Source organism: Geodermatophilus sp. URMC 60, from assembly GCF_053502585.1.
The window spans coordinates 2,000,619-2,024,558 of record NZ_CP199958.1; the positions used below are offsets into that span (position 1 = coordinate 2,000,619).

21 protein-coding genes and 1 other RNA gene are annotated in these 23,940 nt (G+C 73.4%); 16 read left to right on the plus strand and 6 right to left on the minus strand.

Going from position 1 to position 23,940, the window contains the following annotated elements; all coding sequences use genetic code 11:
* Window positions 1-899 precede the first annotated feature (899 nt).
* From ACWIX3_RS09640 to ACWIX3_RS09650, 3 genes are read left to right on the plus strand one after another with little or no spacing between them, the layout of a single operon-like run.
* Window positions 900-2,699, plus strand: a complete 1,800-nt coding sequence (locus ACWIX3_RS09640; RefSeq protein WP_448611854.1) for a glycosyltransferase family 2 protein — start codon at window positions 900-902, stop codon at window positions 2,697-2,699.
* Window positions 2,696-4,690 (plus strand): galactose oxidase-like domain-containing protein, encoded by a 1,995-nt coding sequence (locus tag ACWIX3_RS09645; RefSeq protein WP_448611855.1) that lies wholly within the window; start codon window positions 2,696-2,698, stop codon window positions 4,688-4,690. The genes ACWIX3_RS09640 and ACWIX3_RS09645 overlap by 4 nt, the downstream gene beginning before the upstream one ends.
* Window positions 4,687-5,724 carry a glycoside hydrolase family 6 protein gene (locus ACWIX3_RS09650; protein WP_448611856.1) on the plus strand — a complete coding sequence of 346 codons (1,038 nt, stop codon included), beginning with the start codon at window positions 4,687-4,689 and terminating at the stop codon, window positions 5,722-5,724. The genes ACWIX3_RS09645 and ACWIX3_RS09650 overlap by 4 nt, the downstream gene beginning before the upstream one ends.
* A gap of 99 nt (window positions 5,725-5,823) precedes the next feature.
* On the opposite strand, the gene ACWIX3_RS09655 is transcribed toward ACWIX3_RS09650, so the two are convergent.
* A complete protein-coding gene (locus tag ACWIX3_RS09655) occupies window positions 5,824-6,828 on the minus strand; it encodes a patatin-like phospholipase family protein (protein WP_448611857.1) in 1,005 nt (334 codons plus the stop codon).
* Between the two features lie 34 nt (window positions 6,829-6,862).
* A complete protein-coding gene (locus ACWIX3_RS09660; RefSeq protein ID WP_448611858.1) occupies window positions 6,863-7,099 on the minus strand; it encodes a hypothetical protein in 237 nt (78 codons plus the stop codon).
* Between the two features lie 51 nt (window positions 7,100-7,150).
* Between ACWIX3_RS09660 and cutA the strand changes: the two genes are divergently transcribed.
* On the plus strand, window positions 7,151-7,510 hold the full coding sequence (cutA, locus tag ACWIX3_RS09665; protein ID WP_448611859.1) for a divalent-cation tolerance protein CutA: 360 nt from the start codon (window positions 7,151-7,153) through the stop codon (window positions 7,508-7,510).
* 68 nt (window positions 7,511-7,578) lie between these two features.
* Window positions 7,579-9,348, plus strand: a complete 1,770-nt coding sequence (locus ACWIX3_RS09670; protein WP_448611860.1) for a putative bifunctional diguanylate cyclase/phosphodiesterase — start codon at window positions 7,579-7,581, stop codon at window positions 9,346-9,348.
* 46 nt (window positions 9,349-9,394) lie between these two features.
* Here the strand turns inward: ACWIX3_RS09670 and ACWIX3_RS09675 are convergent, their stop codons facing one another.
* The gene (locus ACWIX3_RS09675; protein ID WP_448611861.1) at window positions 9,395-9,703 is read right to left on the minus strand and encodes a DUF6343 family protein; all 309 of its coding nucleotides are present in this window, start codon (window positions 9,701-9,703) and stop codon (window positions 9,395-9,397) included.
* Window positions 9,704-9,749: 46 nt separating this feature from the next.
* Between ACWIX3_RS09675 and prfB the strand changes: the two genes are divergently transcribed.
* From prfB to ACWIX3_RS09705, 6 genes are all read left to right on the plus strand, one after another.
* On the plus strand, window positions 9,750-10,862 hold the full coding sequence (prfB, locus tag ACWIX3_RS09680) for a peptide chain release factor 2 (RefSeq protein WP_448611862.1): 1,113 nt from the start codon (window positions 9,750-9,752) through the stop codon (window positions 10,860-10,862).
* Between the two features lie 198 nt (window positions 10,863-11,060).
* A complete protein-coding gene (ftsE, locus tag ACWIX3_RS09685) occupies window positions 11,061-11,750 on the plus strand; it encodes a cell division ATP-binding protein FtsE (RefSeq protein ID WP_448611863.1) in 690 nt (229 codons plus the stop codon).
* Between the two features lie 47 nt (window positions 11,751-11,797).
* Window positions 11,798-12,682 carry a permease-like cell division protein FtsX gene (ftsX, locus tag ACWIX3_RS09690; RefSeq protein WP_448611864.1) on the plus strand — a complete coding sequence of 295 codons (885 nt, stop codon included), beginning with the start codon at window positions 11,798-11,800 and terminating at the stop codon, window positions 12,680-12,682.
* 97 nt (window positions 12,683-12,779) lie between these two features.
* On the plus strand, window positions 12,780-13,256 hold the full coding sequence (gene smpB, locus ACWIX3_RS09695) for an SsrA-binding protein SmpB (protein ID WP_448611865.1): 477 nt from the start codon (window positions 12,780-12,782) through the stop codon (window positions 13,254-13,256).
* A gap of 14 nt (window positions 13,257-13,270) precedes the next feature.
* Window positions 13,271-14,197 (plus strand): NADP-dependent oxidoreductase, encoded by a 927-nt coding sequence (locus ACWIX3_RS09700; RefSeq protein WP_448611866.1) that lies wholly within the window; start codon window positions 13,271-13,273, stop codon window positions 14,195-14,197.
* A 22-nt stretch (window positions 14,198-14,219) separates the two neighbouring features.
* Window positions 14,220-15,116, plus strand: a complete 897-nt coding sequence (locus tag ACWIX3_RS09705) for an amidohydrolase family protein (RefSeq protein WP_448611867.1) — start codon at window positions 14,220-14,222, stop codon at window positions 15,114-15,116.
* 3 nt (window positions 15,117-15,119) lie between these two features.
* Here ACWIX3_RS09705 and ACWIX3_RS09710 read toward each other — a convergent pair whose 3' ends face one another.
* Window positions 15,120-15,440 carry a GYD domain-containing protein gene (locus ACWIX3_RS09710; protein ID WP_448611868.1) on the minus strand — a complete coding sequence of 107 codons (321 nt, stop codon included), beginning with the start codon at window positions 15,438-15,440 and terminating at the stop codon, window positions 15,120-15,122.
* Between the two features lie 113 nt (window positions 15,441-15,553).
* Here ACWIX3_RS09710 and ACWIX3_RS09715 point away from each other — a divergent pair, with 113 nt between their 5' ends.
* The 5 genes from ACWIX3_RS09715 to ssrA all read left to right on the plus strand — a co-directional run bounded on the left by ACWIX3_RS09715 (window position 15,554) and on the right by ssrA (window position 21,608).
* Window positions 15,554-16,537: a GNAT family N-acetyltransferase gene (locus ACWIX3_RS09715; protein ID WP_448611869.1), complete on the plus strand. Its 984-nt coding sequence runs from the start codon at window positions 15,554-15,556 to the stop codon at window positions 16,535-16,537.
* A complete protein-coding gene (locus ACWIX3_RS09720) occupies window positions 16,534-17,904 on the plus strand; it encodes an SCO6745 family protein (RefSeq protein WP_448611870.1) in 1,371 nt (456 codons plus the stop codon). The genes ACWIX3_RS09715 and ACWIX3_RS09720 overlap by 4 nt, the downstream gene beginning before the upstream one ends.
* A gap of 172 nt (window positions 17,905-18,076) precedes the next feature.
* Window positions 18,077-19,690, plus strand: a complete 1,614-nt coding sequence (locus ACWIX3_RS09725; RefSeq protein ID WP_448611871.1) for an SLC13 family permease — start codon at window positions 18,077-18,079, stop codon at window positions 19,688-19,690.
* Between the two features lie 274 nt (window positions 19,691-19,964).
* Window positions 19,965-21,104, plus strand: a complete 1,140-nt coding sequence (locus ACWIX3_RS09730; RefSeq protein ID WP_448611872.1) for a magnesium and cobalt transport protein CorA — start codon at window positions 19,965-19,967, stop codon at window positions 21,102-21,104.
* Between the two features lie 127 nt (window positions 21,105-21,231).
* Window positions 21,232-21,608, plus strand: a transfer-messenger RNA (tmRNA) gene (ssrA, locus tag ACWIX3_RS09735).
* A 114-nt stretch (window positions 21,609-21,722) separates the two neighbouring features.
* On the opposite strand, the gene thrS is transcribed toward ssrA, so the two are convergent.
* Together thrS and ACWIX3_RS09745 are read right to left on the minus strand one after the other, a co-directional pair.
* A complete protein-coding gene (gene thrS / locus ACWIX3_RS09740; protein WP_448611873.1) occupies window positions 21,723-23,018 on the minus strand; it encodes a threonine--tRNA ligase in 1,296 nt (431 codons plus the stop codon).
* Between the two features lie 401 nt (window positions 23,019-23,419).
* Entirely contained in the window at window positions 23,420-23,869 is a 450-nt protein-coding gene (locus ACWIX3_RS09745) for a MaoC/PaaZ C-terminal domain-containing protein (RefSeq protein WP_448611874.1), read from the minus strand.
* Window positions 23,870-23,940: the final 71 nt, after the last annotated feature.

Genomic DNA, 23,940 nt, shown 5'->3' on the forward strand with positions numbered 1-23,940 from the left:
TGCTCGCACCTGGGGTCGCCACGGCCGACGACGGACATCAGGACTGCGACCCGCCGTGGTTCTGGTGGATACCGCTCCCCTGCGTGTCCGAGTAGCCCTGACGGGCCGTGCGTGCGTGGGGTGCGGGACGGCCGGGGGCGCGCCGGGATGACCGGACGACGACCACGGCGCGTGACCACGGCCACCGGCTCTCAAAGGCGATGATCGTCACACCGCGCAACGGCGATCGTCGCTCCGTGGTGGCACGCCGGATCCAGTGACCCTGGCCACTCCACGCGAGCACGCCGGGTTTCCTCGGTGGTGCCTCTCTGTCCTCCGGGTGACCACACCGGGTGACTGACATGCGCCGGCGACGTCCCTCGTTCGGGTGCTCCCTCGGATTGGTTGGCGGCGGCCGGACGAGCATGCCTACGGTGCGTGTCGGTGCCCGACGGGTGCCCGCGAACGACGTGGAGTACCGAAGGTCCCACCGACGCCATGCGCAGGTGCACGGGGGGAGAGGGCGGCGACGGTGCCGCGGTCCTGTCCGGTCCCACCCGCCTGGAGAGGGAGTGCCCTTGCCGTGCCTGCCGCGTCCGAGTCCTCGTCCTCACCGGTCCCGTCAGCGCTGACGCCGGCCCCCTCCACCACCGCTCGGCCGTCCACCTGAGCTGAGCGCACGCCGCTGCCGGGCGTGCGAGCACGTCCGTCGTGCTGCGCTCCCCGACCCCGGCAGCACCCGGCCGACCGAACCGGCCCGGCTCCACCCAGGACGCCCGCCCGGGATCTCGGCCTGCCCGCGTGACCTCCCCGTCCCCTCACGAACGGTTGCCCCATGCCCTCACCCGCCCTAGCGCTCCGCCGGCCCGCGTCCCCGACGCCCTCCCGCCCAGGAGGCAGCCTCCCGGTCACGTCCCGGCGTGGCTGAGCGCAGCTACCCCTACGCCGACTTCAGCGAGCTCGCCGGCCCGCTGGAGGAGCCGGCGGAGGACTCCCGCGTCCGGTTCCGGTCGGTCTCCCGCGGCGGAGCGCGCGTCCGGGCCTGGCTGCTGGTGACCGCGGCCCTGCTGTTCGAGGTGCTCTTCCTCGTCTTCCTGCTGCGCCCGGCGCACCACCCCGAGTGGACCGGTGACTGGCGGTCGGTGCTGGTGCTGGTGCTGATCGGCAACATCGCGGTCATCGAGGTCCTGCGCCTGGTGAACGTCTTCACCCTGGCGGTGGCGACGCTCAACGCGCGCGACCCGATCCCGCTGAACCCGCTGACCGGTCAGCGGGTCGCGTTCATCACCACGATCGTGCCGAGCAAGGAGCCGATCGAGATGGTGCGCCGGACGCTGGCGGCCGCCAGCGCCGTCCGGTACGAGGGCACGCTCGACGTCTGGCTGCTCGACGAGGGCGACGACCCGGCGGTGCGCGCCATGTGCGCCGAGCTGGGCGTCCGGCACTTCAGCAGGCGCGGCGTCCCCGAGTGGAACCAGCCCACCGGCCGCCACAAGGCGCGGACCAAGCACGGCAACTACAACGCCTGGCTCGACGCGCACGGCGACGGCTACGACTTCTGGATCTCGGTCGACTCCGACCACGTGCCGCTGCCGAACATGGCCGAGCGGCTCATGGGCTACTTCCGCGACCCGGACGTCGCCTTCGTGGTGGGCCCGCAGGTGTACGGCAACTACGACAGCTTCGTCACCCGCGCCGCCGAGTCGCAGCAGTACCTGTTCCACAGCGTCCTGCAGCGGGCGGCGAACCGGTTCCGCACCGCCATGTTCGTCGGCACCAACAACGCCGTCCGCATCTCGTCGCTGCGCGACATCGGCGGCTTGCAGGACTCCATCACCGAGGACGCCGCGAGCAGCCTGGTCTGGCACGCCACCACCAACCCGCGGACCGGTGCGCGGTGGCGGTCGGTCTACACCCCCGACGTCCTGGCCGTGGGCGAGGGACCGAGCACGTGGCGGGACTACTTCACCCAACAGGGCCGGTGGGCCCGCGGAACCGACGAGATCGTCCTGCGCCGCTTCTGGCGGCTGGCCCGGCGGTTGTCCTTCCCGCAGCGGGTGCACTACGGGCTGCTCATGTCGTACTACCCGGCGACCGCGATCAGCTGGGTCCTCGGCGTCACGAACCTCGCCGCCTACCTGGTCACCGGCGTGGCCGGCCTGCTGGTCTCGGCCCAGCTGTGGCTGATGCTCTACGTCAACGCCGCGGTGCTGCAGGTCGCCGTCTACTTCTGGAACCGCAGGCACAACGTCAGCCCGCACGAGGAGGAGGGCTCCTCGGGCGTCAGCGGGATGGCCATCTCGGTGATGTCCACCCCGCTGTACGTCAGCGCGCTGTGGGCCGCGATCCGCAACCGCGACACCGGCTTCGCCGTCACCCGCAAGGGCGCGGTCGGCGGGAGCAGCCTGGCCGCCTTCGCCCGGCACCTCGCCTGGGCGGCCGTGCTGCTCGCCGCGCTGACGGCCTCGCAGCTGCTCGGCCACACCCACCCGGCGATCCGCGCCTGGGCGCTGCTGGGCCTCGTCATGTGCCTGCTGCCGGTGGCGATCTGGGCCACCAGCATGGCCCGGGAGCGCCTGCGCGCCCCCGAGCGGACGCAGTCCCTGCCCGCCCCGGCCGTCCCGGACGCCGTCACCGCCGTCCGTCCGCGCAGGCCGGCCGTCAGCTTCGCCGGCAACCACGTGGTCGACGTCCCCCAGACCCAGGAGAGCACCCGATGAACCGCCCCAAGCCGAGGCGCAGCCGCCGGCTGCGCAACGCCGCCCTGGTCGCCGCGACGGTGGCCGGGTTGGTCGCGGCCAACGGCCCGGTCGTCACCGCCGTCGCCCAGGAGGCCTACGACGACTTCCAGCGCAACCGGCCGGACTACAAGGCGCAGCACGGCTCGTGGGAGACCATCGAGCTGCCCGAGGAGTACCGCACCCGTGCCGTCCACGCCGCCCTGCTGCACACCGGCAAGGTGCTGCTCGTCGCCGGGTCGGGCAACGACGCCGAGGACTTCGCGGCCGGCAGCTTCCAGACGATCGTCTGGGACCCGGTCACCGGCGACACCGAGGAGGTGCCGACGCCGGAGGACCTCTTCTGCTCCGGGCACGCCTACCTGCCCAACGGCAACCTGCTGATCGCCGGGGGGACCAGCGAGTACGAGGTCCTCGCCGACGACGTCACCAGGGCTGCCGGCGTCCTCACCGTGAAGAACGAGCGCCTCGACGGCCCGGTCACCCTGCCGTCGGGCACCCGCGTCACCGCGCGCGGCAACACGTACGTGTCGGCGGAGGAGGTCACCGTGCCGCCCGCGCACACGATGGCCGACGGGACGCACATGGCCGGCCAGCAGGAGGTGTGGATCGAGGCCGAGGCGGAGGGCGAGCAGTACGTCGTCACCGGCGGCCAGCAGTTCCAGGTCGAGGGCCTCGACGCCGACGAGCGCTCCACTCTCTACGGCGTGGGCGACACCATCACCCTGGACAAGCAGAACTACCGCGGGCTCGACGCCTCCTACGAGTTCGACGTCGCCACCGAGACCTACCGCAGGGCCGACCGGCTGACCGAGTCGCGCTGGTACCCCACGCTGGTCGGACTGGAGGACGGCGGCGTGCTCGCCGTCTCCGGCCTCGACGAGTACGGCCAGGTCGTCGACGGGGACAACGAGGTCTACGACCCGGCCACCCGGACCTGGGAGGACCGGCCCGAGCTGGAGCGCTACTTCCCGACCTACCCGGCCCTGTTCCGCCTGGCCGACGGGCACCGGCTGTTCTACAGCGGCTCCAACACCGGCTACGGCCCGGCCGAGGAGGGGCGTCAGCCCGGCATCTGGGACCTCGAGGACAACAGCTGGCAGGACGTCCCGGGCCTGCGCGACCCGGGGTTCAACGAGACCAGCTCCTCGTTCCTGCTCGCGCCCGCGCAGGACCAGCGGGTGGGCATCGTCGGCGGCGGAGGGGTCGGGGACAGCGAGGAGTCGACGGCGCGCTTCGACGTCGTCGACCTCGGCGGGCCGGAGCCGCGCTACGAGCCGGCCGCCAGCGACTACCCGAGCCCCGCGCGGTACCTCAACGCGGTCACGCTGCCCGACGACACGACCCTGCTCACCGGTGGCTCGGTCGGCTACCGCGGCAACTCGCAGAGCGACCTGCACCTGACGACGAGGTACGACCCGCGCAGCGGCCACCTGCACGAGGCGGCACCGAACGAGGTCGGGCGCAACTACCACGCCACCGCGCTGCTGCTCCCCGACGGCCGGGTCATGACCATGGGCTCGGACCCGCTGTTCTCCGACGAGGAGAACACCATCCCCGGCAGGTTCGAGACCCGGATCGAGATGTACTCCCCGCCGTACCTCTTCGCCGGCGACCGCCCGGAGATCACCGGCGCGCCGGAGGAGGTCGCCCGGGGCAGCTCCTTCCCGGTCACCGTCGACGGCGAGGTCGCCGGGGCCCGGCTGATGCGGCCCAGCGCGGTGACCCACCAGACCGACCCCGAGCAGCGCTCCGTCGCCCTCGACGTCCGACCGGCGTCCTGCCCGGAGGCCGGGGGGGACGACCCCGCAGCCGGACACGCCGGGCACTGCCCGGACGGCTGCTGCGGCAGCGGGTCCTACGAGCTGGGCGTCCCCGAGGAGGAGGGCCTCACGCCGAACGGCTGGTACATGTTGGTCGTGGTCGACGAGAAGGGCGTCCCCTCCCCGGCGCGCTGGGTGCACGTCGGATGAGGACACGCCTGCACGCCCGACGGTCCGTCCGGGTCACGGTGCTGGCCGCGGTCGCCGGCACCGCGGTCGCCTGCGGCGGCGCCGACACCCCGGAGACCCCGGCGCCGGAGTCCAGCCGGCTGGCGGGGGAGGAGCTGTGGCTCAACCCCGAGGGGCACGGCCCCACCGCGGTCCGGCAGGCCCGCGCCGAGGGGCGGACGGCGGACGCCGAGGCGCTGGCCCCGCTGGCCGACCAGCCGACCGCCACCTGGATCGCCACGCCGGACAACCCCTATCCGGCGGTCGAGGAGATCTCCCGGGCCGCGGCCGCCGCGGACGAGCTGCCGGTGCTGGTGGCCTACAACGTGCCCGGGCGGGACTGCGGGTCCTACTCCGCGGGCGGCGCCACCGACGTCGATGCCTACCTGTCCTGGATCGGCAGCTTCGCGGCGGCTCTCGGTGACCGGCCCGCGGTCGTCGTCCTCGAGCCGGACGCCGTCCCCCAGGCCCTCGTCGGGTGCGAGGGCGTCGACCCCGCGGCGCGCTACCAGGTGCTCGCCCAGGCCGTGGACATCCTCGACCGGCAGCCGGAGACCCGGGTCTACGTGGACGCCGGCAACGCCACCTGGGTGGACGACCTCCCCGCGCTCGCCGACGCCCTGCGCCGCAGCGGCGTCGACCGGGCCGACGGGTTCGCCCTCAACGTCTCCAACTACGAGACCACCGAGGTGAGCGCGGACTACGGGCTGGAGCTGTCCCGGGAGCTCGAGCAGGGCGCACCCGAGGGGACACCCACCGCCCACTTCCTCGTCGACACCAGTCGCAACGGCGCCGGTCCGCCGGAGGACGCCGCGGGTGGGGAGGGCCGCTGGTGCAACCCGCCGGACCGGGAGGTCGGCGCCGCGCCGACGACCTCGCCCGACCTCACCCGGGTCGACGCGCTGCTCTGGGTGAAGCAGCCGGGTGACTCCGACGGCACCTGCGCGGGCGGTCCGCCCGCCGGCCAGTGGTGGCCCGAGATGGCCCTGGAGCTGGTGGACGGCGAGGAGGGCTGACGGAGGGCCTCTCCGGCCCCACCGCTCGCGAGCTCGCGGCGTGAGGTCGTCCCGCTCGCGACGGGGTCCTCCGGTGGCCGGTCGCGGTGCGGTGGCCGGTCAGCCCGCGACTCCGCCGCGGCACTCGCGGAGGTAGTCCGCCCAGCTCCAGCCGGCCAGGAACTCCCGGGCTGCCGTCGTCCCCGCGGCGACGAGCCGCGCCCGCTCGGCCGCGCTGACGTCGAACTCGGTGAGCCCGGTGCCGCTGGTGTCGACGGAGAACGCGCGGCGCCGCACGCAGGGCTGGGCGAGGTAGCCGCGGTCCCGCGCGGAGACCGTGGTCGCCACGAGCGAGTCCAGCAGCTTCAACGGCGGCGGCAGCAGTGCGCGGCCGGGGAAGATCGTCGCGTCCTCGTCCGAGAGCGTGTCCCCGACGCCGATGCCGAACGTGGGCCAGCGCGGCGCGGCGGCGTCGGTGCGGTCGAAGGTCTCCACCGGGAAGTTGGACAGCACCCCGCCGTCCACCAGCGTCGAGCGCCGGCCGGTGCGGGGGTCGCGCAGCATCTGCGGGGAGAAGAAGTAGGGGATGGCCAGCGACGCCCGGACGGCGTCGGCCACGGGTTGGGCGTCGGGGTCGAGGCCGTACTCGCGGTAGTCCCAGGGCAGCCGCAGCAGCCGGCCGCGGGTGACGTCGGTCGCGGTCACGACCAGGCGGTAGCGCTGCCACGGCGCCAGCGCCGGGTCGTCGCCGGGGTCGTCGCGGCGCAGGTCGCCGAAGGTGCGGACGCCGAGGTCGGCGAGCTCCCGGCGCACCCACTCGGTGACGTAGCGCCCGGGGTGCAGTCCGGACCGGGTGAGCAGGCCGACGGCGGGGGCCACGAACGGCACCGGCGCCCACGCGTCGGGTACCCGGTCGTACTCCAGCCGGGACGCCCGCTCCAGCACGCCGTCGGCGTCCAGCCCGGTGGCGAGGAACGCGGCGAGCAGGGCGCCGGCCGAGGAGCCGGCGACCCGTTCGAACCGGTAGCCGCGCAGCAGTTCGACGGCGGCGCCGACCAGGGCGACGCCCTTGACCCCACCACCCTCGAGGACCAGGTCGGCCGGGAGCCGGTCGGGAGGGGGCACGCCCGCACCGTAGGCACGGACCCTCCCGGTCCGCTCAGCCGCCGCGCTGCACCTCCGCGGCCACCACGCCGCGCACCGCGAGGACCAGTGCCTGGTCGGAGGAGTCCCCGCGCTCCAGGGCGCTGCGCGCGTCCTCGGGCAGTGTGGCCACGTCGACGTCCTCGAGCCAGGTCGTGTCGCCGCCGACCCGGCGGCCCACCTTCAGGTTGTCGCCCTCGGGGCGGACCAGGTACTCCTCGCTGTCGACCGTGATGGTCATCTCGTCGCTCATGGCCCCGCTCTACCCCGTGGACCTGTCACTCCACCCCTGGAGGATGACCGCGTGGCTGAGGACGTGTGCGAGATCGTCGTCACGGGAAGTGACGCCGAGTGGCTGAACGGGTACACACGGACACTGGTGGAGGAGAGACTGGTGGCGTGCGGCCACCAGCTCGCCGCGATCCGGTCGATCTACCGCTGGGAGGGTGCCGTGCACGACGAACCCGAGGCGCGCGTCGCCCTGCACACCCGCCGGTCGCTGGTGCCGGAGGTCGTCGCACGCACCTCCGAGCTGCACCCGTACGACGTCCCGTGCGTCATCGCCCTGCCGCTCGCCGGGGGGAACCCCGACTACCTGGACTGGGTGGTACGGGAGACGCGCGAGCCGCGGAGCCGGACACCGGTCCCGGGAGGCGGGGCTTGAGCGCCGTCGGCGTGGGCACTGTGACAAGCGAGACCGACGAGGACCGTTCGGACCTGGCAGGAGAACGCGTGGGACGACGACCGGAGGAGCCCGAGCTGCCGCTCGACGTCCGCCGCCGGGCCGACGGGCCGTCCCAGTCCACCGTCGTCGTCGAGGCCGTCCTCGACGCGCTGCCCTCGCCGACGCTGCTGATCGACGCCGGCGGCACGGTCCTGCTGGCCAACACCGCCTGGGAGAAGGCCGCCGACGTCCTCGGCGACGACCGGGTGCGCATCGGGGTGGACGGCGACTACTTCGCCATGGCCCGCCGCCTCAACGGCGACGACACCACCTCGACGCTGATCGAGCAGCTGCGCGCGCTCTCCCGCGGGGAGCGGCCCTCGGTGAAGGCCGACTACGCCCTCGAGCTGGCGGGCGGCACGCACTGGATCCACCTGCAGGCCTCCCGGGTCGACCAGGCCGGCCAGGTCGTGGTCACCCACACCGACGTCACCGGCCGGGTCGCCGCCGAGCGCGCCTCGCACTGGCGGGCCCGCCACGACACCCTCACCGAGCTGCCCAACCGCGCCCACCTGCACGAGCTCATCGACGCCGAGCTGCAGCAGCACGACCGGGGTCCGGTGTCGGTGCTGTTCCTCGACATCGACGGCTTCAAGGACGTCAACGACTCCCTCGGCCACGACGCCGGTGACGACCTGCTGCGCCAGGTGGCCGGGCGGCTGACCGGCTCGACCCGCGCCGGCGACACGGTCGGCCGGCTCGGCGGCGACGAGTTCGTCGTCCTGTGCCGCGACTGCGACACCTCCGGCGCGGAGGCCCTGGCCGACCGCTGCCGGGCCAGCATCGACCGCCCGTTCGACCTCAGCGGCCGGATGGTGCGGCTGGGCGTCAGCATCGGCATCGCCACCGCGCCGGAGTCCGGGTCGGTGCGGGTGCGCTCCACCGACCTGGTCCGCGACGCCGACATCGCCATGTACGCGGCCAAGGCGGCCGGCCGCAACCGGGTCCGGCTGTTCACCGCCGACCTGCGCGCGGCCGCCCAGCACAAGGCCACCGTCGCCTCCGAGCTGCGCGACGCGGTGGACGACGGCCAGCTGGTGCTGCACTACCAGCCGGTGCTGCACCTGGCCTCGAGCCGGTGCACCGGCGTCGAGGCGCTCGTCCGCTGGCGGCACCCGCGCCGCGGTCTGCTCGCCCCGGCAGACTTCCTGCCCACGGCGGTCCAGCACGACCTGATGACGCCGATCGCCCGCTGGGTGCTGCACACCGCGACCCGGCAGACGGCGGCGTGGGCGGCGGCCGGGCTGCCCCTGGTCACCTCGGTGAACATCAGCGCCAGCCACGTCGCCGCCGGCACGCTGGTCGCCGACGTCCACGAGGCGCTCGGGGACTCCGGGCTGCCGCCCGAGCAGCTCGTCGTCGAGCTGGCCGAACGGTCGGTCGCCGAGGACGTCGAGCGCACCGCCGCACAGTTCGCCGAGCTGCGCCGCTCCGGCGTCGAGGTGTCGATCGACGACTTCGGCAGCGGGTTCTCCTCGCTGGGTCAGCTGGTCTCCATGCCCACCGGGCTGCTCAAGATCGACCGCAGCCTGGTCGCCTACCCGGAGGGGCGCCGCAGCCAGGCGGCCGCGGCGATCGCCGCCGTCGTCGCGCTGGCCCGGGCCTGCGGGGTGCGCACCCAGGCCCAGGGCGTGGAGACGGCCGAGCAGCTCGCGCTCGCCACCGAGCTGGGCTGCACCTTCGCGCAGGGCTTCCACCTGGCCCGGCCGATGCCCGCCGAGGACCTCACCGGCTGGCTCGCCGGGTACGCCGGCCCGCCGGCCGCCGCCCTCTTCTGAGGGCGCCCACGTCAGCCCGGCCCGGCCGCGGGCGGCCTCCCCGGGCTCAGCCGGGTTCGCCACGCATCTTGCGACGGGCCACCACGACCAGGTCGACGGCGGCCACCGCCGCGAGCACGAACAGCACGACCGCCGCCCAGACCGGCAGGCCGGCGGCCAGCCACAGGATGCCGCCGCCGATGCAGACGACGAGGCCGAAGGCGGCCAGCACCAGCCGCAGGGTCAGGGCCGACTGCGCCGGCGGCGCGCCGCCGATGCCGGCCGTCGGGTCGTGGTGGTCGGGCAGCCCCTTCGAGTAGTCGACGGGACCACCGCCGTCGTCCTCGCGGGAGCGGGGTCGGTGCGGGTCGCTCATGCCGTGGCTGCCTACCCCCGCCCGAGGCGCACTACCCTCGGTAGACGTGGCCGTTGACTTCTCCGTCGTCCTGGACGAACTCGACACGACCCTGAAGTCGATCGAGGCCGTCCTCGACGTCGACCGTCTGCGCCGGGAGGTGGCCGAGCTCGAGCAGCAGGCCTCCGCGCCCGACCTCTGGAACGACGTCGAGGCCGCGCAGGCGCTGACCTCCAAGCTCTCCTACCTGCAGGGCGACCTGCGCCGGGTCGAGGAGCTGCGCAGCCGGCTGGACGACGTCGGCCTGCTGCACGAGCTCGCGCAGGAGGAGGACGACGCGGCGACCCTGGCCGAGACCGAGCGGGAGCTGGAGAGCCTGCGCCAGGCGATCGACGAGCTCGAGGTGCGCACCCTGCTCTCGGGCGAGTACGACTCCCGCGAGGCGCTGGTGACCATCCGCTCCGAGGCCGGGGGCGTCGACGCCGCCGACTTCGCCGAGATGCTCATGCGGATGTACCTGCGCTGGGCCGAGCGGCACAAGTACCCCGTCGAGCTGTACGACGTCAGCTACGCGGAGGAGGCCGGCATCAAGTCCGCGACCTTCGCGGTCAAGCAGCCCTACGCCTACGGCACGCTCTCGGTCGAGCAGGGCACCCACCGGCTGGTGCGCATCTCGCCGTTCGACAACCAGGGTCGCCGGCAGACCTCGTTCGCCGGCGTGGAGGTGCTGCCGGTCGTCGAGCAGACCGACCACGTGGACATCCCGGAGAACGAGATCCGCATCGACGTCTTCCGGTCCAGCGGCCCGGGCGGGCAGAGCGTGAACACCACCGACTCCGCCGTCCGGATCACCCACCTGCCGACCGGGATCGTCGTCTCCTGCCAGAACGAGAAGTCGCAGATCCAGAACCGGGCGGCCGCGATGCGCGTCCTCCAGGCGCGGCTGCTGGCCAAGCGGCAGGAGGAGCAGCGGGCCGAGATGGACGCGCTGCGCGGAGAGGGCAGCAGCTGGGGCAACCAGATGCGCTCCTACGTCCTGCACCCGTACCAGATGGTCAAGGACCTGCGCACCGAGCAGGAGACCGGCAACACCGCGGCCGTCCTCGACGGCGAGATCGACCCGTTCATCGAGGCCGGCATCCGGTGGCGCCGTCAGCAGGAGGCCGTGCCCTCCAGCTGAGGGGGGACCCGGAGGGGCCGACGGGACCAGGCGTCCCGTTCGTCACACCCGTCGCACGGCCGGACGCCGGATGAGCCACGCTGGGTGACGGGCGTCCTGGGCCCCTGGCGGAACTCCTCACGCTCCGTCGGGACCGGACGGCGGCCGACCGCGCGTGACACTCCAGTCTCCCGGGTTCGAGAGGTACCGTGGCCCCTCGTGATCGAACTGCAACACGTCACCAAGCTCTACCCGGCCAGCTCCCGGCCGGCCCTCGAGGACGTGTCGACGGAGATCGACAAGGGCGAGTTCGTCTTCCTGATCGGGTCCTCCGGCTCGGGCAAGTCGACCTTCCTGCGGCTGTTGCTCAAGGAGGACGACCCCACCAGGGGCAACGTCATCGTCAACGGCAAGACCCTCAACACGATGAGCAAGTGGCAGGTGCCCAGGCTCCGCCGCACCATCGGCTGCGTCTTCCAGGACTTCCGCCTGCTGCGCAACCGCACGGTGGCCCAGAACGTCGCCTTCGCGCTGGAGGTCATCAACAAGCCCCAGCGGACCATCAAGCGCGTCGTCCCCGAGGTGCTGGAGATGGTGGGCCTGGAGGGCAAGGCCGGCCGGCTGCCCAGCGAGCTCTCCGGTGGCGAGCAGCAGCGCGTCGCCATCGCCCGCGCGTTCGTCAACCGGCCGCTGGTGCTGCTGGCCGACGAGCCCACCGGCAACCTCGACCCGGAGACCAGCGAGGGCATCATGCTGCTGCTGGAGCGGATCAACCGGACCGGGACGACGGTCGTGATGGCGACGCACGACTACCACATCGTCGACTCCATGCGCCGCCGCGTCATCGAGCTCAACGGGGGAGTCCTCACCCGCGACCAGTCGCGCGGGGTGTACGGGGTCGGCCGCTGACCGGGCCACCCGCTCCTCCACCTGCCTGACCTCACGACAGGGAATCCATGCGCGTCAACTTCGTGCTCTCCGAGGTGGCCACCGGGCTGCGTCGCAACCTGACCATGACGGTCGCGATGATCCTGACCACGGCCATCTCGCTCGGCCTCATGGGCACCGGCCTGCTGATCGCCGGGATGATCTCCGACATGAAGGAGATCTACTACGACAAGGTGCAGGTCTCCATCTTCCTGGCCGACGACGTCACCGACGAGCAGCGGTCGGCCATCGACCAGCAGCTGTCGGACTCGCCCGAGGTGGCCAGCCACATCTACGAGTCCAAGGAAGAGGCCTACGCCCGCTTCCAGCAGCAGTTCAGCCAGCAGCCGGAGCTCGTGCAGAACACCCCGCCGGACGCGCTGCCCGAGAGCTTCCGCGTCGAGCTGGTGAACCCCGAGCGCTACGAGCTCATCGCGACGGAGTTCCCGAACGGGCAGAACGGCGTCGACCAGGTCCGTGACGAGGGCGACTTCCTCGACCGCCTGTTCAGCCTGCTCAACGGCGCCCGCAACGCGACGATCGCCGTCGCCGTGGTCCAGGCGCTCGCGGCGTTGCTGCTGATCTCCAACACGATCCAGCTGGCCGCCTTCAACCGGCGCAACGAGACCAACATCATGCGGCTGGTCGGCGCCTCCCGCTGGTACACCCAGCTGCCGTTCATCCTCGAGGCCGCGCTGGCCGGGCTGATCGGTGCGCTGCTGGCCATCGGCGGCCTGGTGGTCACCAAGATGCTGTTCGTCGACAAGACGCTGGCCGGGCCGATCCGGGCCGGGATCATCCCGCCGGTCGACTGGGGCGCGATCGCCTTCATCAGCCCGGTGATCGCCGCCGCCGGCGTCGGCCTGGCCGCCGTCGCCGCCTACGTGACGCTGCGCCTGTACGTGCGCATCTAGCACTCCCGTCGAGATCGCCGATCCCGCACGCCCGTGCCTTCCCGGTCGTGCGGGATCGGCGATCTCGCCGTTCGAGGGCGCCCAGTAGCCTGGGGGCATGCCGCGTGAACAGGGGCGGAAGCTCATCGCCCAGAACAAGAAGGCGCGGCACGACTACTCGATCCTCGACACCTACGAGGTGGGCCTGGTGCTCACCGGCACCGAGGTGAAGAGCCTGCGTGCCGGCCGTGCGTCCCTCGTCGACGGCTTCGCCACGGTGGACGACGGCGAGGTCTGGCTGCAGCACGTGCACATCCCCGAGTACGCCGAGGGGACGTGGACCAACCACGCCCCGCGCCGCAAGCGCAAGGTGCTCATGCACCGCGCCGAGATCGACAAGCTGATCGGCAAGACCAAGGAGGGCGGCCTGACCCTGGTGCCGCTCGACCTGTACTTCAAGGACGGCAAGGTCAAGGCGACCCTCGCCCTGGCCAAGGGCAAGAAGTCCTACGACAAGCGTCAGGACCTGGCCGAGCGCGACTCGCGCCGGGAGATCCAGCGGGCGTTCGGGCGGTACGTGAAGGGACGGCGGTAAGTGCGGGTGAGTCGATGAGAGGCGTGGCCTACGACCGGTACGGCGGCCCCGAGGTCCTGACCCTCCGCGACGACCTGCCCGACCCCCCGGTCGGCCCCGACACCGTGCTGGTGCGGGTGCACGCGGCCGGGGTGAACCCCGTCGACATGGCCATCCGCCAGGGTCATCTCTCCGCGTTCTACCCGCACCACTTCCCGATCGTGCCGGGGTGGGACGTCGCCGGGGTCGTCGAGGCGGCGGGTCCGGCGGTCACCGCGTTCGCCGCCGGTGACGAGGTGCTCGGCTACGTCCGCCGGGACGACGTCCAGTGGGGGACGACCGCCGAGCTCGTGCCCGCGCCGCAGCGCTGCCTGGCGCACAAGCCGGAGTCGCTGTCGTTCGCCGAGGCGGCCGGGCTGCCGCTGGCCGGGCTGACCGCCTACCAGGCCCTGACCGAGGCGCTGGAGGTCGGCGAGGGCGACCGGGTGCTCGTGCACCGCGCCGCGGGCGGGGTCGGCTTCAACGCCGTCCAGATCGCCGTCGCGCTCGGCGCGCACGTCATCGGCACCGCCGGCCCGCGCAACCACGGCTTCCTGCGCGACGCCGGGGCGGCCGAGGTGCTCGACTACTCGGCCGGGCCGATCAGCGGGCAGCTGTCCGAGCCGGTCGACGCCGTCCTCGACCTGGTCGGCGGCGACACGCTGGCCGACGCGCCGCAGCAGGTGCGCGACCGCGCCCGCATCGCCTCTGTCGTCGACCCGGTGGTCAACGAGATGGGCGGCCGCTACGTCTTCGTCCGTCCCGAGCACGAGCACCTCGAGGAGCTCGGCCGGATGGCCGACGCCGGACAGCTGCGGGTGCCGATCGCCCGGGCGTTCCCGCTCGAGCAGACCGCCGAGGCGCAGGATCTGGTCGCGGGCGGGCACGTGCGCGGCAAGGTCGTCGTCACGCTGCGCTCGTGACCACGGGCATGGTCACGCTCCGGTGACGGGCCCCGAGCCGCCGGCCGACGACGCCGACGTCCCCCGGTACTGGCGCGAGCTGGGCCTGCCCGGGCTGGTCGACGTGCACGTCCACTTCCTGCCCGAGCGGGTGCAGGCCCGCGTGTGGGAGTACTTCGCGCAGGCCCGGACGCACTACGGCGCGGCCTGGCCGGTGCAGTACCCGCTGCCGGAGGACGAGCGGCTGGCGGTGCTCGACCGGCTCGGCGTCCGGGCCTTCCCGACGCTGCCCTACCCGCACAAGCCGGGCATGGCCGCGTGGCTCAACGACTGGTCGGCGCGGTTCGCCGTCGCGCACCCGCGGGTGCTGCAGTCGGCGACCTTCTACCCCGAGCCGGAGGCGCCCGCCTACGTCGAGGCGGCGCTGGCGGCCGGTGCGCGGGTGTTCAAGGTGCACGTCCAGGTGGGCGCCTTCGACCCGCGCGACCCGCTGCTCGACCCGGTGTGGGCGCGGCTGGAGCTGACCGGCACCCCCGTCGTCATCCACTGCGGCTCCGGCCCGCTGCGCGGCGAGCACACGGGGCCGGCGCCGATGACCGGCCTGCTCGAGCGCCACCCGCGGCTGCAGCTGGTCATCGCGCACCTCGGCATGCCCGAGTACGCGGCCTTCCTCGACCTGGCCGAGCGGTACGAGCGGGTGCACCTGGACACCACGATGTTCGCCACCGACTTCACCGAGCGGCTGATGCCCTTCGACCCGGCCCTGCGGCCCCGGCTGGGCGCACTGCAGGACAAGGTCGTGCTCGGCAGCGACTTCCCGTCCATCCCGTACCCGTACGCCCACCAGCTGGCCGCGCTGCACCGGCTGGAGCTGGGGGAGGAGTGGCTGCGCGCCGTCCTCTGGCACAACGGGGCCCGTCTCTTCGGGCTGGCCGGCTGATCCTCAGCGGGGGCCGGGGGAGTAGTCGGGGTGCAGCTCGGCCGCCCGGTCGACCTGCTCGGGCGTCAGCAGGACGACGGTCCGCACCGTGGCGACGCCGCCCCCGGTGATGGTGAGCGACAGCGCCGCGGCGGCCGCGCTGTCGGGCAGGTCGACGATCGCGTAGACGTCGGCGTCCCCGAGCGCGAAGTCGAAGCTCTCCAGCCGTCCCTCCAGGTCCAGGACGGCGTGTGCGAAGGCGCTGCGCCGGGCCGACCCGCCGGCCGCCATCACCGCCCGCGCGCCCTGCGCCTCGTACCGGGCGATGAGCAGGAAGCGGGGCACGGAGCCCTCCTCTCGGCGGCGTGCGCCGATGCTGACGCCCGCCCGCACCCGGCCGCAAGGGAGCCCCCGGAACCCGGTCGACCGCCGCGGTCGCCGCCCCTACGCTGCGCGGCGTGCGCGACCTGCCCGGCGGCCTCACCGCCCGCCCGCTGACCGCCGACGACCTCCCGGCCGTGGCCGAGCTGCTGGCCGCCGCCGAGCCGGTCGACGACACCGGCGAGCACCTGGACGTCGACGACCTCGCCGAGTGGTGGGTGGGCGACCTGGTGGACCTGTCGCGCGACGGCCGTGCCGTGTGCACCGCCGACGGCACCCTGGTCGCGGTCGCCGTGGTGCTGTCGATCAGCGGCGCGCGGGAGGACCACCGGGTGATGCTCGAGGGTCGGGTGCACCCGGCCTGGCGCGGGCGCGGCATCGGGCGGGCGCTGCTGGACTGGGAGCTGCACCGCGGCGCGGAGGTGCACCGGCGCGACCACCCCGAGCTGCCCGCCCGGCTGACCGTCTCGGTGTACCCGGGCATGGCCCCCCTGGAGTCGCTGGTCCGCCGCGCCGGGTTCACGGCCGAGCGGTGGTACGCCGACATGGCGCGGCCGCTGACCGGGCTGCCCGAGGTCCCGGCGGTGCCCGGCGCCCAGCTGGTGCCCTTCGCCTGGGACCGGGACGACGAGGTGCGGCGGGCGCACAACGCCGCCTTCACCGACCACCACGGCTCCGGCGAGCGCGACGCCACCACGTGGCGGGCCTGGTTCACCGGGTCGCGCGCCTTCCGGCCCGACCTGTCGGTGCTCGCCCTCGTCGACGGTGCGGTGGCCGGCTACGTGCTCACCTACGTGTACGACGCCGACACCCGCGCCACCGGCGTCCAGCAGGCCCACCTCGGGCAGCTGGGCGTGCTGCGCCCCGCCCGCGGGCGCGGCATCGCCTCGGCCGCGATCGTCGCGGCCCTGCAGGCAGCTGCCGCCGCCGGCTGCGACACCGCCGGGCTGCAGGTCGACACCGAGAACCCGACCGGGGCCTTCGGGCTCTACCACCGGCTGGGCTTCGCACCGGTCCGCACCCGCGTCCAGTGGGCCCGCACCCGCCCGCCCGGGACATGAGCTGGGACGACGACGCCGGGCTGGTCGAGCTGCCCGGCGGGGCCCGGGTCCGCGGCCGCCGGCTGGGCGCGCCGGCGTCGCCGGCCGACCACGCCGTCGTCCTCGGCAGCGGCCCCGTGCCGCCGTGGCCCGCGCGCCGGGTCCGCTGGCCGGACTTCTGGGTGCCGCTGGACCGCGCCGACGCGCTCGCCGCGCTGACCGAGGCGCTCGGTCGGGCGCGGGCGGGGGAGCGGGTGGAGGTGGCCTGCCACGGCGGGATCGGCCGCACCGGCACCGCGCTGGCCGCACTCGCGGTGCTCGACGGTCTGCCGCCCGCCGACGCCGTCCGATGGGTCCGCGACCGGTACCACCCGCGTGCGGTGGAGACGCCGTGGCAGCGCCGGTGGCTGCGCGGGCTCGGCCGGGACGCCGGCCCTCCTGGGTCCGACCCCCCTGCACGGTCCCGCAGCGAGCGCGCGAGTGGTGGGGGTCAGGGCGGTCCTCTTAGGGTCCGGCGCATGGTCAACGCCGATCAGCCCACCCCCGACGTGGCCCGTGCCCACCGCGCCGTGGAGCCGCTGCACAACCACGTCTACTTCTCACCCGAGCAGGACGAGTACCTCAGCGCGGTGGGGCTGCGCCCCGGCCGGATGTGCTACTTCGCCGGGCGGGCGGCCGCGATGGGGGCGGTCGGACCGGGCACCGTGACGGCCACCTTCGCCAACTTCGCCCCGACGCTGGTGGCCCGGCACGTGCCGCGCGCCTGGACCCTCGCCACCCCCGAGCAGGTGCTCGCCGCCCGGCTCGACGGCGCCCGCACCTCGCTGACCCGGCTGCTCGGCGGTCCGGAGGCGGCCGCCGCGCCCGAGGTGGCCGAGCTGGCCGGCCTGCTGAGGGAGGCCTGCACCGCGCTGACGCCCGAGGGGCGCCCGCTCTACGCGGCGCACGCCGACCAGCCCTGGCCCGAGGAGCCGGTGCTGTCCCTGTGGCACGGGGCGACGCTGCTGCGCGAGCACCGCGGCGACGGGCACGTCGCCTGTCTGCTCCGCGCCGGGCTGAGCGGGCTCGAGTCGCTGGTCACCCACACGCTGACCGGCCGCGGCTTCACCGAGGCCGCCGCGAAGGCGACCCGCGGCTGGAGCGACGAGGAGTGGTCCGCGGCCGCCGACCGGCTCGCCGCGCGGGGCCTGGTGGCCGACGGCGCGCTCACCGAGGCCGGGGTGGCCCTGCGAGCCGGGGTCGAGGCCGGTACCGACGAGGTCTCCGCGGCGCCGTGGGTGCACCTGGGGACGGAACGGACCGCCCGGGTGGTCGAGCTGGGCCGCGCACTGTCGGCCCGGCTGGTCGCCAACGGCGCGTACCCGACCGGCGTCTTCGCCGCCCGGTGAGCGAGCCCCGTGCGCCGGAGTCGGGGGACGACGGGCCGCCGGTGGCCGAGGGCTGAGCGCCCGGCTCGGCACACGAGGTCGTCGTCCCCGCGGAGGTGTCCGCCGGCGTCCGGGAGCACCGGATCGCCCCTGCGCTCCCTATGGTCTGCGTCACAGTCCCGAGGAGGGCGTCATGACCGCGACCGAACGGCAGCGGGGGTCCGGACCGCGGACCGACGTCGACGCCGCGTTCCGCGGCTCGGCCACCTACCGCAGCCTGGGTGAGCAGCAGCTCAGCCCCGCCGAGGAGCGCTTCGAGAGGGGACGCCGCACGGTCGGGCTCTTCCTGGCCCCGATCGTGACCCTCGTCTTCGCCCTCCTGCCGCTGGATCTGCCGAACCAGCAGCAGCTGCTGGCGGCGATCCTGCTCGGCGTCATCGTCCTGTGGATCACCGAGCCGGTGCCCATCCCGATCGGCGGGCTGATCGGCGTCGGTGCCATCGTCGTCCTCGGGGTGGTGCCCGCCGACGACGCGGTGGCCCCGTTCGGCTCGACGACGGTGTTCACCTTCATCGGCGCCTTCATCCTGGCCGCCGCGATGCTCAAGCACGGTGTCGCGCGGCGCTTCGCGATGACGATCCTGTCGCTCAGGTGGGTCGGCGGCTCGACCGCCCGCGTCATCATCGCGTTCGGGCTGATCACCACGCTGCTGTCGGCGTTCGTCTCCAACACCGCCACCGTCGCGATGCTGCTGCCCACGGCGATCGGCATCCTCTCGGTGATCGCCAAGCTGCTGCAGGACAAGGAGCTGGTGGCGCCGGACTTCGACCCGCTGCGGTTGCGGGTGGGCGTCGCGCTGATGCTGATGCTGGCCTACGGGGCCAGCGTCGGCGGGCTGATCACCCCGGTGGGGACCCCGCCGAACCTGATCGGCCGCGGGCTGATCGAAGAGGCGACGGGGGAGCGGATCGGGTTCCTCAGCTGGATGCTCATGGCGCTGCCGATCTGCGCGCTGATGTTCGTGGCGCTGGCCGCCGTCCTCCTGCTGCTCAACCGGCCGGAGATCAAGCGCATCGAGGGCGTCCACGAGTACGTGCAGCAGGAGCGCGCCGAGCTCGGCCCCGTCACGAGGGCGGAGAGGAACACGCTGGTGGCCTTCGGCGTCACCGTGGCGCTGTGGATCTTCCCCGGCGTCATCGCGCTGACCGCCGGCACCGACTCGGCGCTCTACGAGACGGTCGGCGACCGGGTCAACGAGGGCATCGTCGCCGTCCTCGGGGCCTCGCTGCTGTTCCTGCTGCCCACGGACTGGAAGCGCAGGGAGTTCACCCTCAACTGGTCGGACGCTGCCAAGATCGACTGGGGCACGATCCTGCTGTTCGGCACCGGGATCATCTTCGGCTCGCTGCTGGCCGACACCGGACTGGCCGAGACCATCGGCAACGGCTCGGCCGACCTGCTCGGGCTCACCAATACCCTCGCCATCACCGTCTTCGCGGTGATCCTCGCCATCGTCATCTCCGAGACGACGAGCAACACGGCCTCCGCCGCGGTGGTCGTGCCGATCATCATCCCGGTGGCCGTGGCGTCGGGGATCAACCCGTTCGTGCCGGCACTGGCGGCGACCTTCGCGGCGTCCTTCGGGTTCATGCTGCCGGTGTCGACGCCGCAGAACGCGATCGTCTACGGCTCCGGCGTCGTGCCGATCACCAGGATGATCCGGTCGGGCATCTCCTTCGACGTCCTCGGCGCGCTGCTCATCGTGGTGATGCTGCCGGTGCTCATCGACCTCGTGCTCGACGTCTGACGTCGTGTGACGTTCACCCGGCCGGGGGAGCCGGGTGGACACAGCACGTGTCACGATGGACGACGGCCCGGCGAGCGGGCCGGCCCCACGGACGACGGGAGGTGCTGTGCCATGCCCAGTGAACCGCCCAGTACCGGCACCGGGGGCCGCACCGCCTGCTGACGGACCCCGTCCTCCCCACCCTCCGCACGCTCGGGGTGGGACCCGGGACGGGGCCGCACGGGGGCGGACCTCCGACGAGTCCCCCGCTCCTGCGTCCCCCTGGGAGTCCGCCGTGGTCGACCGCCGTCGCGCGTCCCTCACCGCCCTGTCCACCCTGACCCGCCGGCCGCGGCCCGAGCTGGCCCTCGCGCCCGCCCCGCAGCCCGCGGCTCCGGCCGCGCCGCAGCGGCAGTCGCTGATCGTCGACAACGCCGTCTACTCGTCGGGACGGCGGGTGGCGACGCCGGACAGCGTCGCCGAGAGCCACGAGTGGCTGGTCGAGGACCCCGACCGGTTGGTGTGGCTGGGCCTCTACCGGCCCGAGCCCGCCGAGCTCGGTGAGCTGGCCGAGCAGTACGACCTGCCCGAGCTGGCGGTCGAGGACGCGATCAAGGCCCACCAGCGGCCGAAGTTCGAGCGCTACGGGGACACGCTGTTCGTCGTCCTCAAGGCCGCCCGGTACCTCGACGCGGCCGAGGAGGTGGAGTTCGGCGAGCTGCACCTGTTCCTCGGCCGGAACTTCGCCATCACGGTGCGGCACAGCGAGTCCCCGGACCTCTCCCGGGTGCGCCGGCGGCTGGAGAGCGAGCCGGCGCTGCTGGAGAAGGGCAGCGAGGCGGTGCTGTACGCCATCCTCGACGCCGTCGTCGACGGGTACTCGCCGGTGGTCGCGGGCCTGGCGACCGACATCGACGAGATCGAGACCGAGGTCTTCCGCGGCGACCCCGGCGTCTCGCGGCGCATCTACGAGCTCTCGCAGGAGGTGCTGGAGTTCCAGCGCGCCGCGCAGCCGCTCACCGGCATCCTGGCCGCCATCGCCGCCGGCTTCGACAAGTACGGCGTCGACGAGGACCTGCGCAGCTACCTGCGGGACGTCGAGGACCACGTCGTCCAGGTCAACGAGCGGGTGGAGGGCTTCCGGCTGCAGCTGCGCGACATCCTCACCGTGAACGCGACGCTCGTCGCCCAGCGGCAGAACGAGGAGATCCGCGAGCTCACCGAGGCCTCGATCGCGCAGGGCGAGGAGGTCAAGAAGATCTCCGCGTGGGCGGCCATCCTCTTCGCCCCGACGCTGGTCGGGACGGTCTACGGCATGAACTTCGAGGACATGCCGGAGCTGTCGTGGCACCTGGGTTACCCGTTCGCGCTGGTGCTGATGGTCGGGGTGAGCCTGGCGCTCTACGTCGTCTTCAAGCGCCGCGGCTGGATCTGAGGAAGGACCCCGTCCGCCACCCTTCGCGGGCTCGGGGCGGGACCGGGACAGGGCTGCAGGGGGATCCCGCAGCGGCGCGGGAACACCCCGCCGGCGGGTGCCGTTACGCTGTCCGTACAACTGCACAGGGGGTGAATGGTCTCGACTGCGGTCGGGTGACCAGGGGAAGCGAGCCGAGGAAGCCGACGATGAGCTCGTTAACCACGCGTCGGAAACAACACAAGCGCCGACTCCAGTCGCGCTGACTTCGCCCTCGCTGCCTGATAGCAGCGTAGGCGGGTCTGTCAGCCCGGGTTCGTCATCGGCCCGGATCCTGGCATCAGCTAGATGACTCACCGTGCGTGCCGGTCGCGGGCGCGCGCGGGACACCGAACAGCGACTGGGCCCGTCACATCGACTCGTCCGTGAGATCGATGGGGTCGAGCAGAGACACAGCGGACTGCGCTCGGAGAAGCCCTGGTGATGCGTCGTAGGACGCGGGTTCGATTCCCGCCACCTCCACCCCTGGGTTCTCCCCAGCCTGCGCTCTCCCCGAGCGCAGGCTGGGGAGAACCCGCAGCTCGGCCACGTGGGGCCCGGTCAGCCGACCGGGCCCCACGTGCGTCTTCGCCGTGTGCCTCACGGTCGGCCCGCCGGGTGGTGGTCCCCGTCGAGGGCGGGCCACGCGATGCGGCGGGAGCGGTCGGCATGGGCGCCGCGGACGGTCGCCACGAAGGTGGCCCGCGCAACCGGCCCGGTGAAGTCAGTGGTCGGGTCGGTGACGTGGACCAGACCGGCGCTGGTCTCGGCGGGTCCGGTGACCGCGATGACGCTGTCGCGTCGTCGGCGGCTGGCACGGATGCGAGCGCCCAATGACCCGTCGGTGTCCAGTCGGGCGCGAAGTCCAGCGGCGCGCAGGTCGTCGACCACTGCGTGGGCGTAGTCGTCCTGGGCGGGCCCGACCGGCAGGACGCAGACCTGGACGGGTGCGAGCCACAGCGGCAGCCGGCCCGAGTAGCGCTCGAGGAGCGCGGCGACGATGCGCTCCATCGCGCCGAGGGTGCCTCGGTGGATCATCACGACGCGTTGGCGGGTGCCATCCGCGGCGTCGTAGCCCAGGTCGAACCGTTCGGGCTGGTTGAAGTCCAGCTGGACGGTCGCGATGGTCTCCTCGTGCCCGCGCTGGTCCCGGACCTGCAGATCGAGCTTGGGCCCGTAGAAGGCGGCCTCGCCGACGGCCTCCACCAGTGGGGGGTCGTCCGCGCCGAGCACCTCGGCGGCCGCCGAGCGCAGCGCCTGCTCCGCCTCCTGCCACTGGGCGGCCGAGCCCAGGTAGCTGTCGCTGGCGTCGCGGCGGGACAGCCGGACGTGGTCGACGGGCAGGCCGAGCAGCCGTTGGGCCCGGAGCGCCGAGCGCAGCGCTCGGGCGAGCTCGGTGGCGGCCTGGTCGGGGCGGCAGAACACGTGGGTGTCGTCGAGCGAGATCTGCCGCACTCTGCTCAGGCCGCTCACCACCCCGGAGCGTTCGGCGCGGAACATGGACCCCAGCTCGTTGAGCCGGATGGGTAGCTGCCGGTACGAGCGTGGTTCCGCGGCGTAGATCATCGCGTGGTGCGGGCAGTTGGCCGGGCGCAGCACCAGCTCATCGCCGCCGAGCCGCATCGCGGGGAACATGTCCTCGCTGAACTTCTTCCAGTGCCCGGACCGCTCGTAGAGCGCACGCTTGCCCAGCACGGGCGAGTAGACCGGTAGGCACCCGTCGCGGTGAGCGATCTCCCGCCCGAGCTGCTCCAGTTCCTGCCGGATGACGGCACCCGCGGGCAGCCACAGCGGCAACCCGGCGCCGACCATGGGATGGGTCGCGAAGACGGACAGGTCGGCGTTGAGGTCCCGGTGATCGGGCGCCGGGCGTTCCGGCTCCGGATGACGGGTCACGGTGGCTCCTCCGTGGTCGTGCCACCGGAGCCCGGCCTCGGGACGAGTCAGCCCCGGAGCGGTGCTCCGGGGCTGAGTGGTTGCTTGCGAGGCAGCAGCTAGCGCCGGAGACGATCCGGCGTCGTGGTGAGCTGCTGGTCGGACATGGCGGCACCATAGGGCACAGCCGGCCGGCCGAACAGGTCCAGCGGGGTGAGACCGCAACCGGTCGCTCTGCACGTGCGCTCGACGATCGCCAGGCGCCGCCGTCCGTTCTGCGACGGTCACAGCGACGGCCGACAGCCGCCCTGGGGGGTGGTCACCGCGCCGGCGGACCAGCGGGACCGAGCTCGGGAGCCGGCTCGTCGGCGCGGCAGGAGCGCACAGCCGGCCCGACGCAGGGAGGCGATGCGGCGCAGGGGTCAGCCGCCGGGGCGGAGGCTCACCAGCAGGGGGATCTCTCCTTCCTGGACGTCCTCGTCGCGCTGGTTGAGGAGCGTGAAACGCCGCCGCAGGATGCCCGCGTCCCCCTTGCTGGTCAGCCTGGTGTCCAGGATCTCCACGCGGCAGCGCACCGTGTCCCCGAGCATCAGGGGCCGCGAGAACCGCCAGCCGTCGATGCCCAGGAGCGCGATCGAGCAGGACTCGAACACCCCGAGCCGTGACGCCAGCCCCATCGCGACGGACAGCCCGAGGAGTCCGTGCGCGATCCGTTCCCCGAACCGTCCGTGCCGGGCGGCTTCCGCGTCGGTGTGCACGGGGTTGGTGTCCCAGCTCCAGCCGGCGAAGGTGACGACGTCCGCCTCGGTGATGGTGCGCGCCTGGCTCAGGAACACCTGACCGGGCCGGAAGTCCTCGTAGTGGTGGGTCACCGTTCCTCCTCTCGTTCGCGCGCCGAGGTTGCCTCGTCGGCCTCGGACCGCGCCCCAGGTGTCGGTCGGTC

What these genes read in the sequence shown, in the direction of transcription:
- ACWIX3_RS09645 (WP_448611855.1), top strand. Translation starts at nt 2,696, where the DNA reads ATGAACCGCCCCAAGCCGAGGCGCAGCCGCCGGCTGCGCAACGCCGCC.
- ACWIX3_RS09650 (WP_448611856.1), top strand. Translation starts at nt 4,687, where the DNA reads ATGAGGACACGCCTGCACGCCCGACGGTCCGTCCGGGTCACGGTGCTG.
- ACWIX3_RS09660 (WP_448611858.1), bottom strand. Translation starts at nt 7,099, where the DNA reads ATGAGCGACGAGATGACCATCACGGTCGACAGCGAGGAGTACCTGGTC.
- ACWIX3_RS09675 (WP_448611861.1), bottom strand. Translation starts at nt 9,703, where the DNA reads ATGAGCGACCCGCACCGACCCCGCTCCCGCGAGGACGACGGCGGTGGT.
- ftsX (WP_448611864.1), top strand. Translation starts at nt 11,798, where the DNA reads ATGCGCGTCAACTTCGTGCTCTCCGAGGTGGCCACCGGGCTGCGTCGC.
- smpB (WP_448611865.1), top strand. Translation starts at nt 12,780, where the DNA reads ATGCCGCGTGAACAGGGGCGGAAGCTCATCGCCCAGAACAAGAAGGCG.
- ACWIX3_RS09700 (WP_448611866.1), top strand. Translation starts at nt 13,271, where the DNA reads ATGAGAGGCGTGGCCTACGACCGGTACGGCGGCCCCGAGGTCCTGACC.
- ACWIX3_RS09720 (WP_448611870.1), top strand. Translation starts at nt 16,534, where the DNA reads ATGAGCTGGGACGACGACGCCGGGCTGGTCGAGCTGCCCGGCGGGGCC.
- ACWIX3_RS09725 (WP_448611871.1), top strand. Translation starts at nt 18,077, where the DNA reads ATGACCGCGACCGAACGGCAGCGGGGGTCCGGACCGCGGACCGACGTC.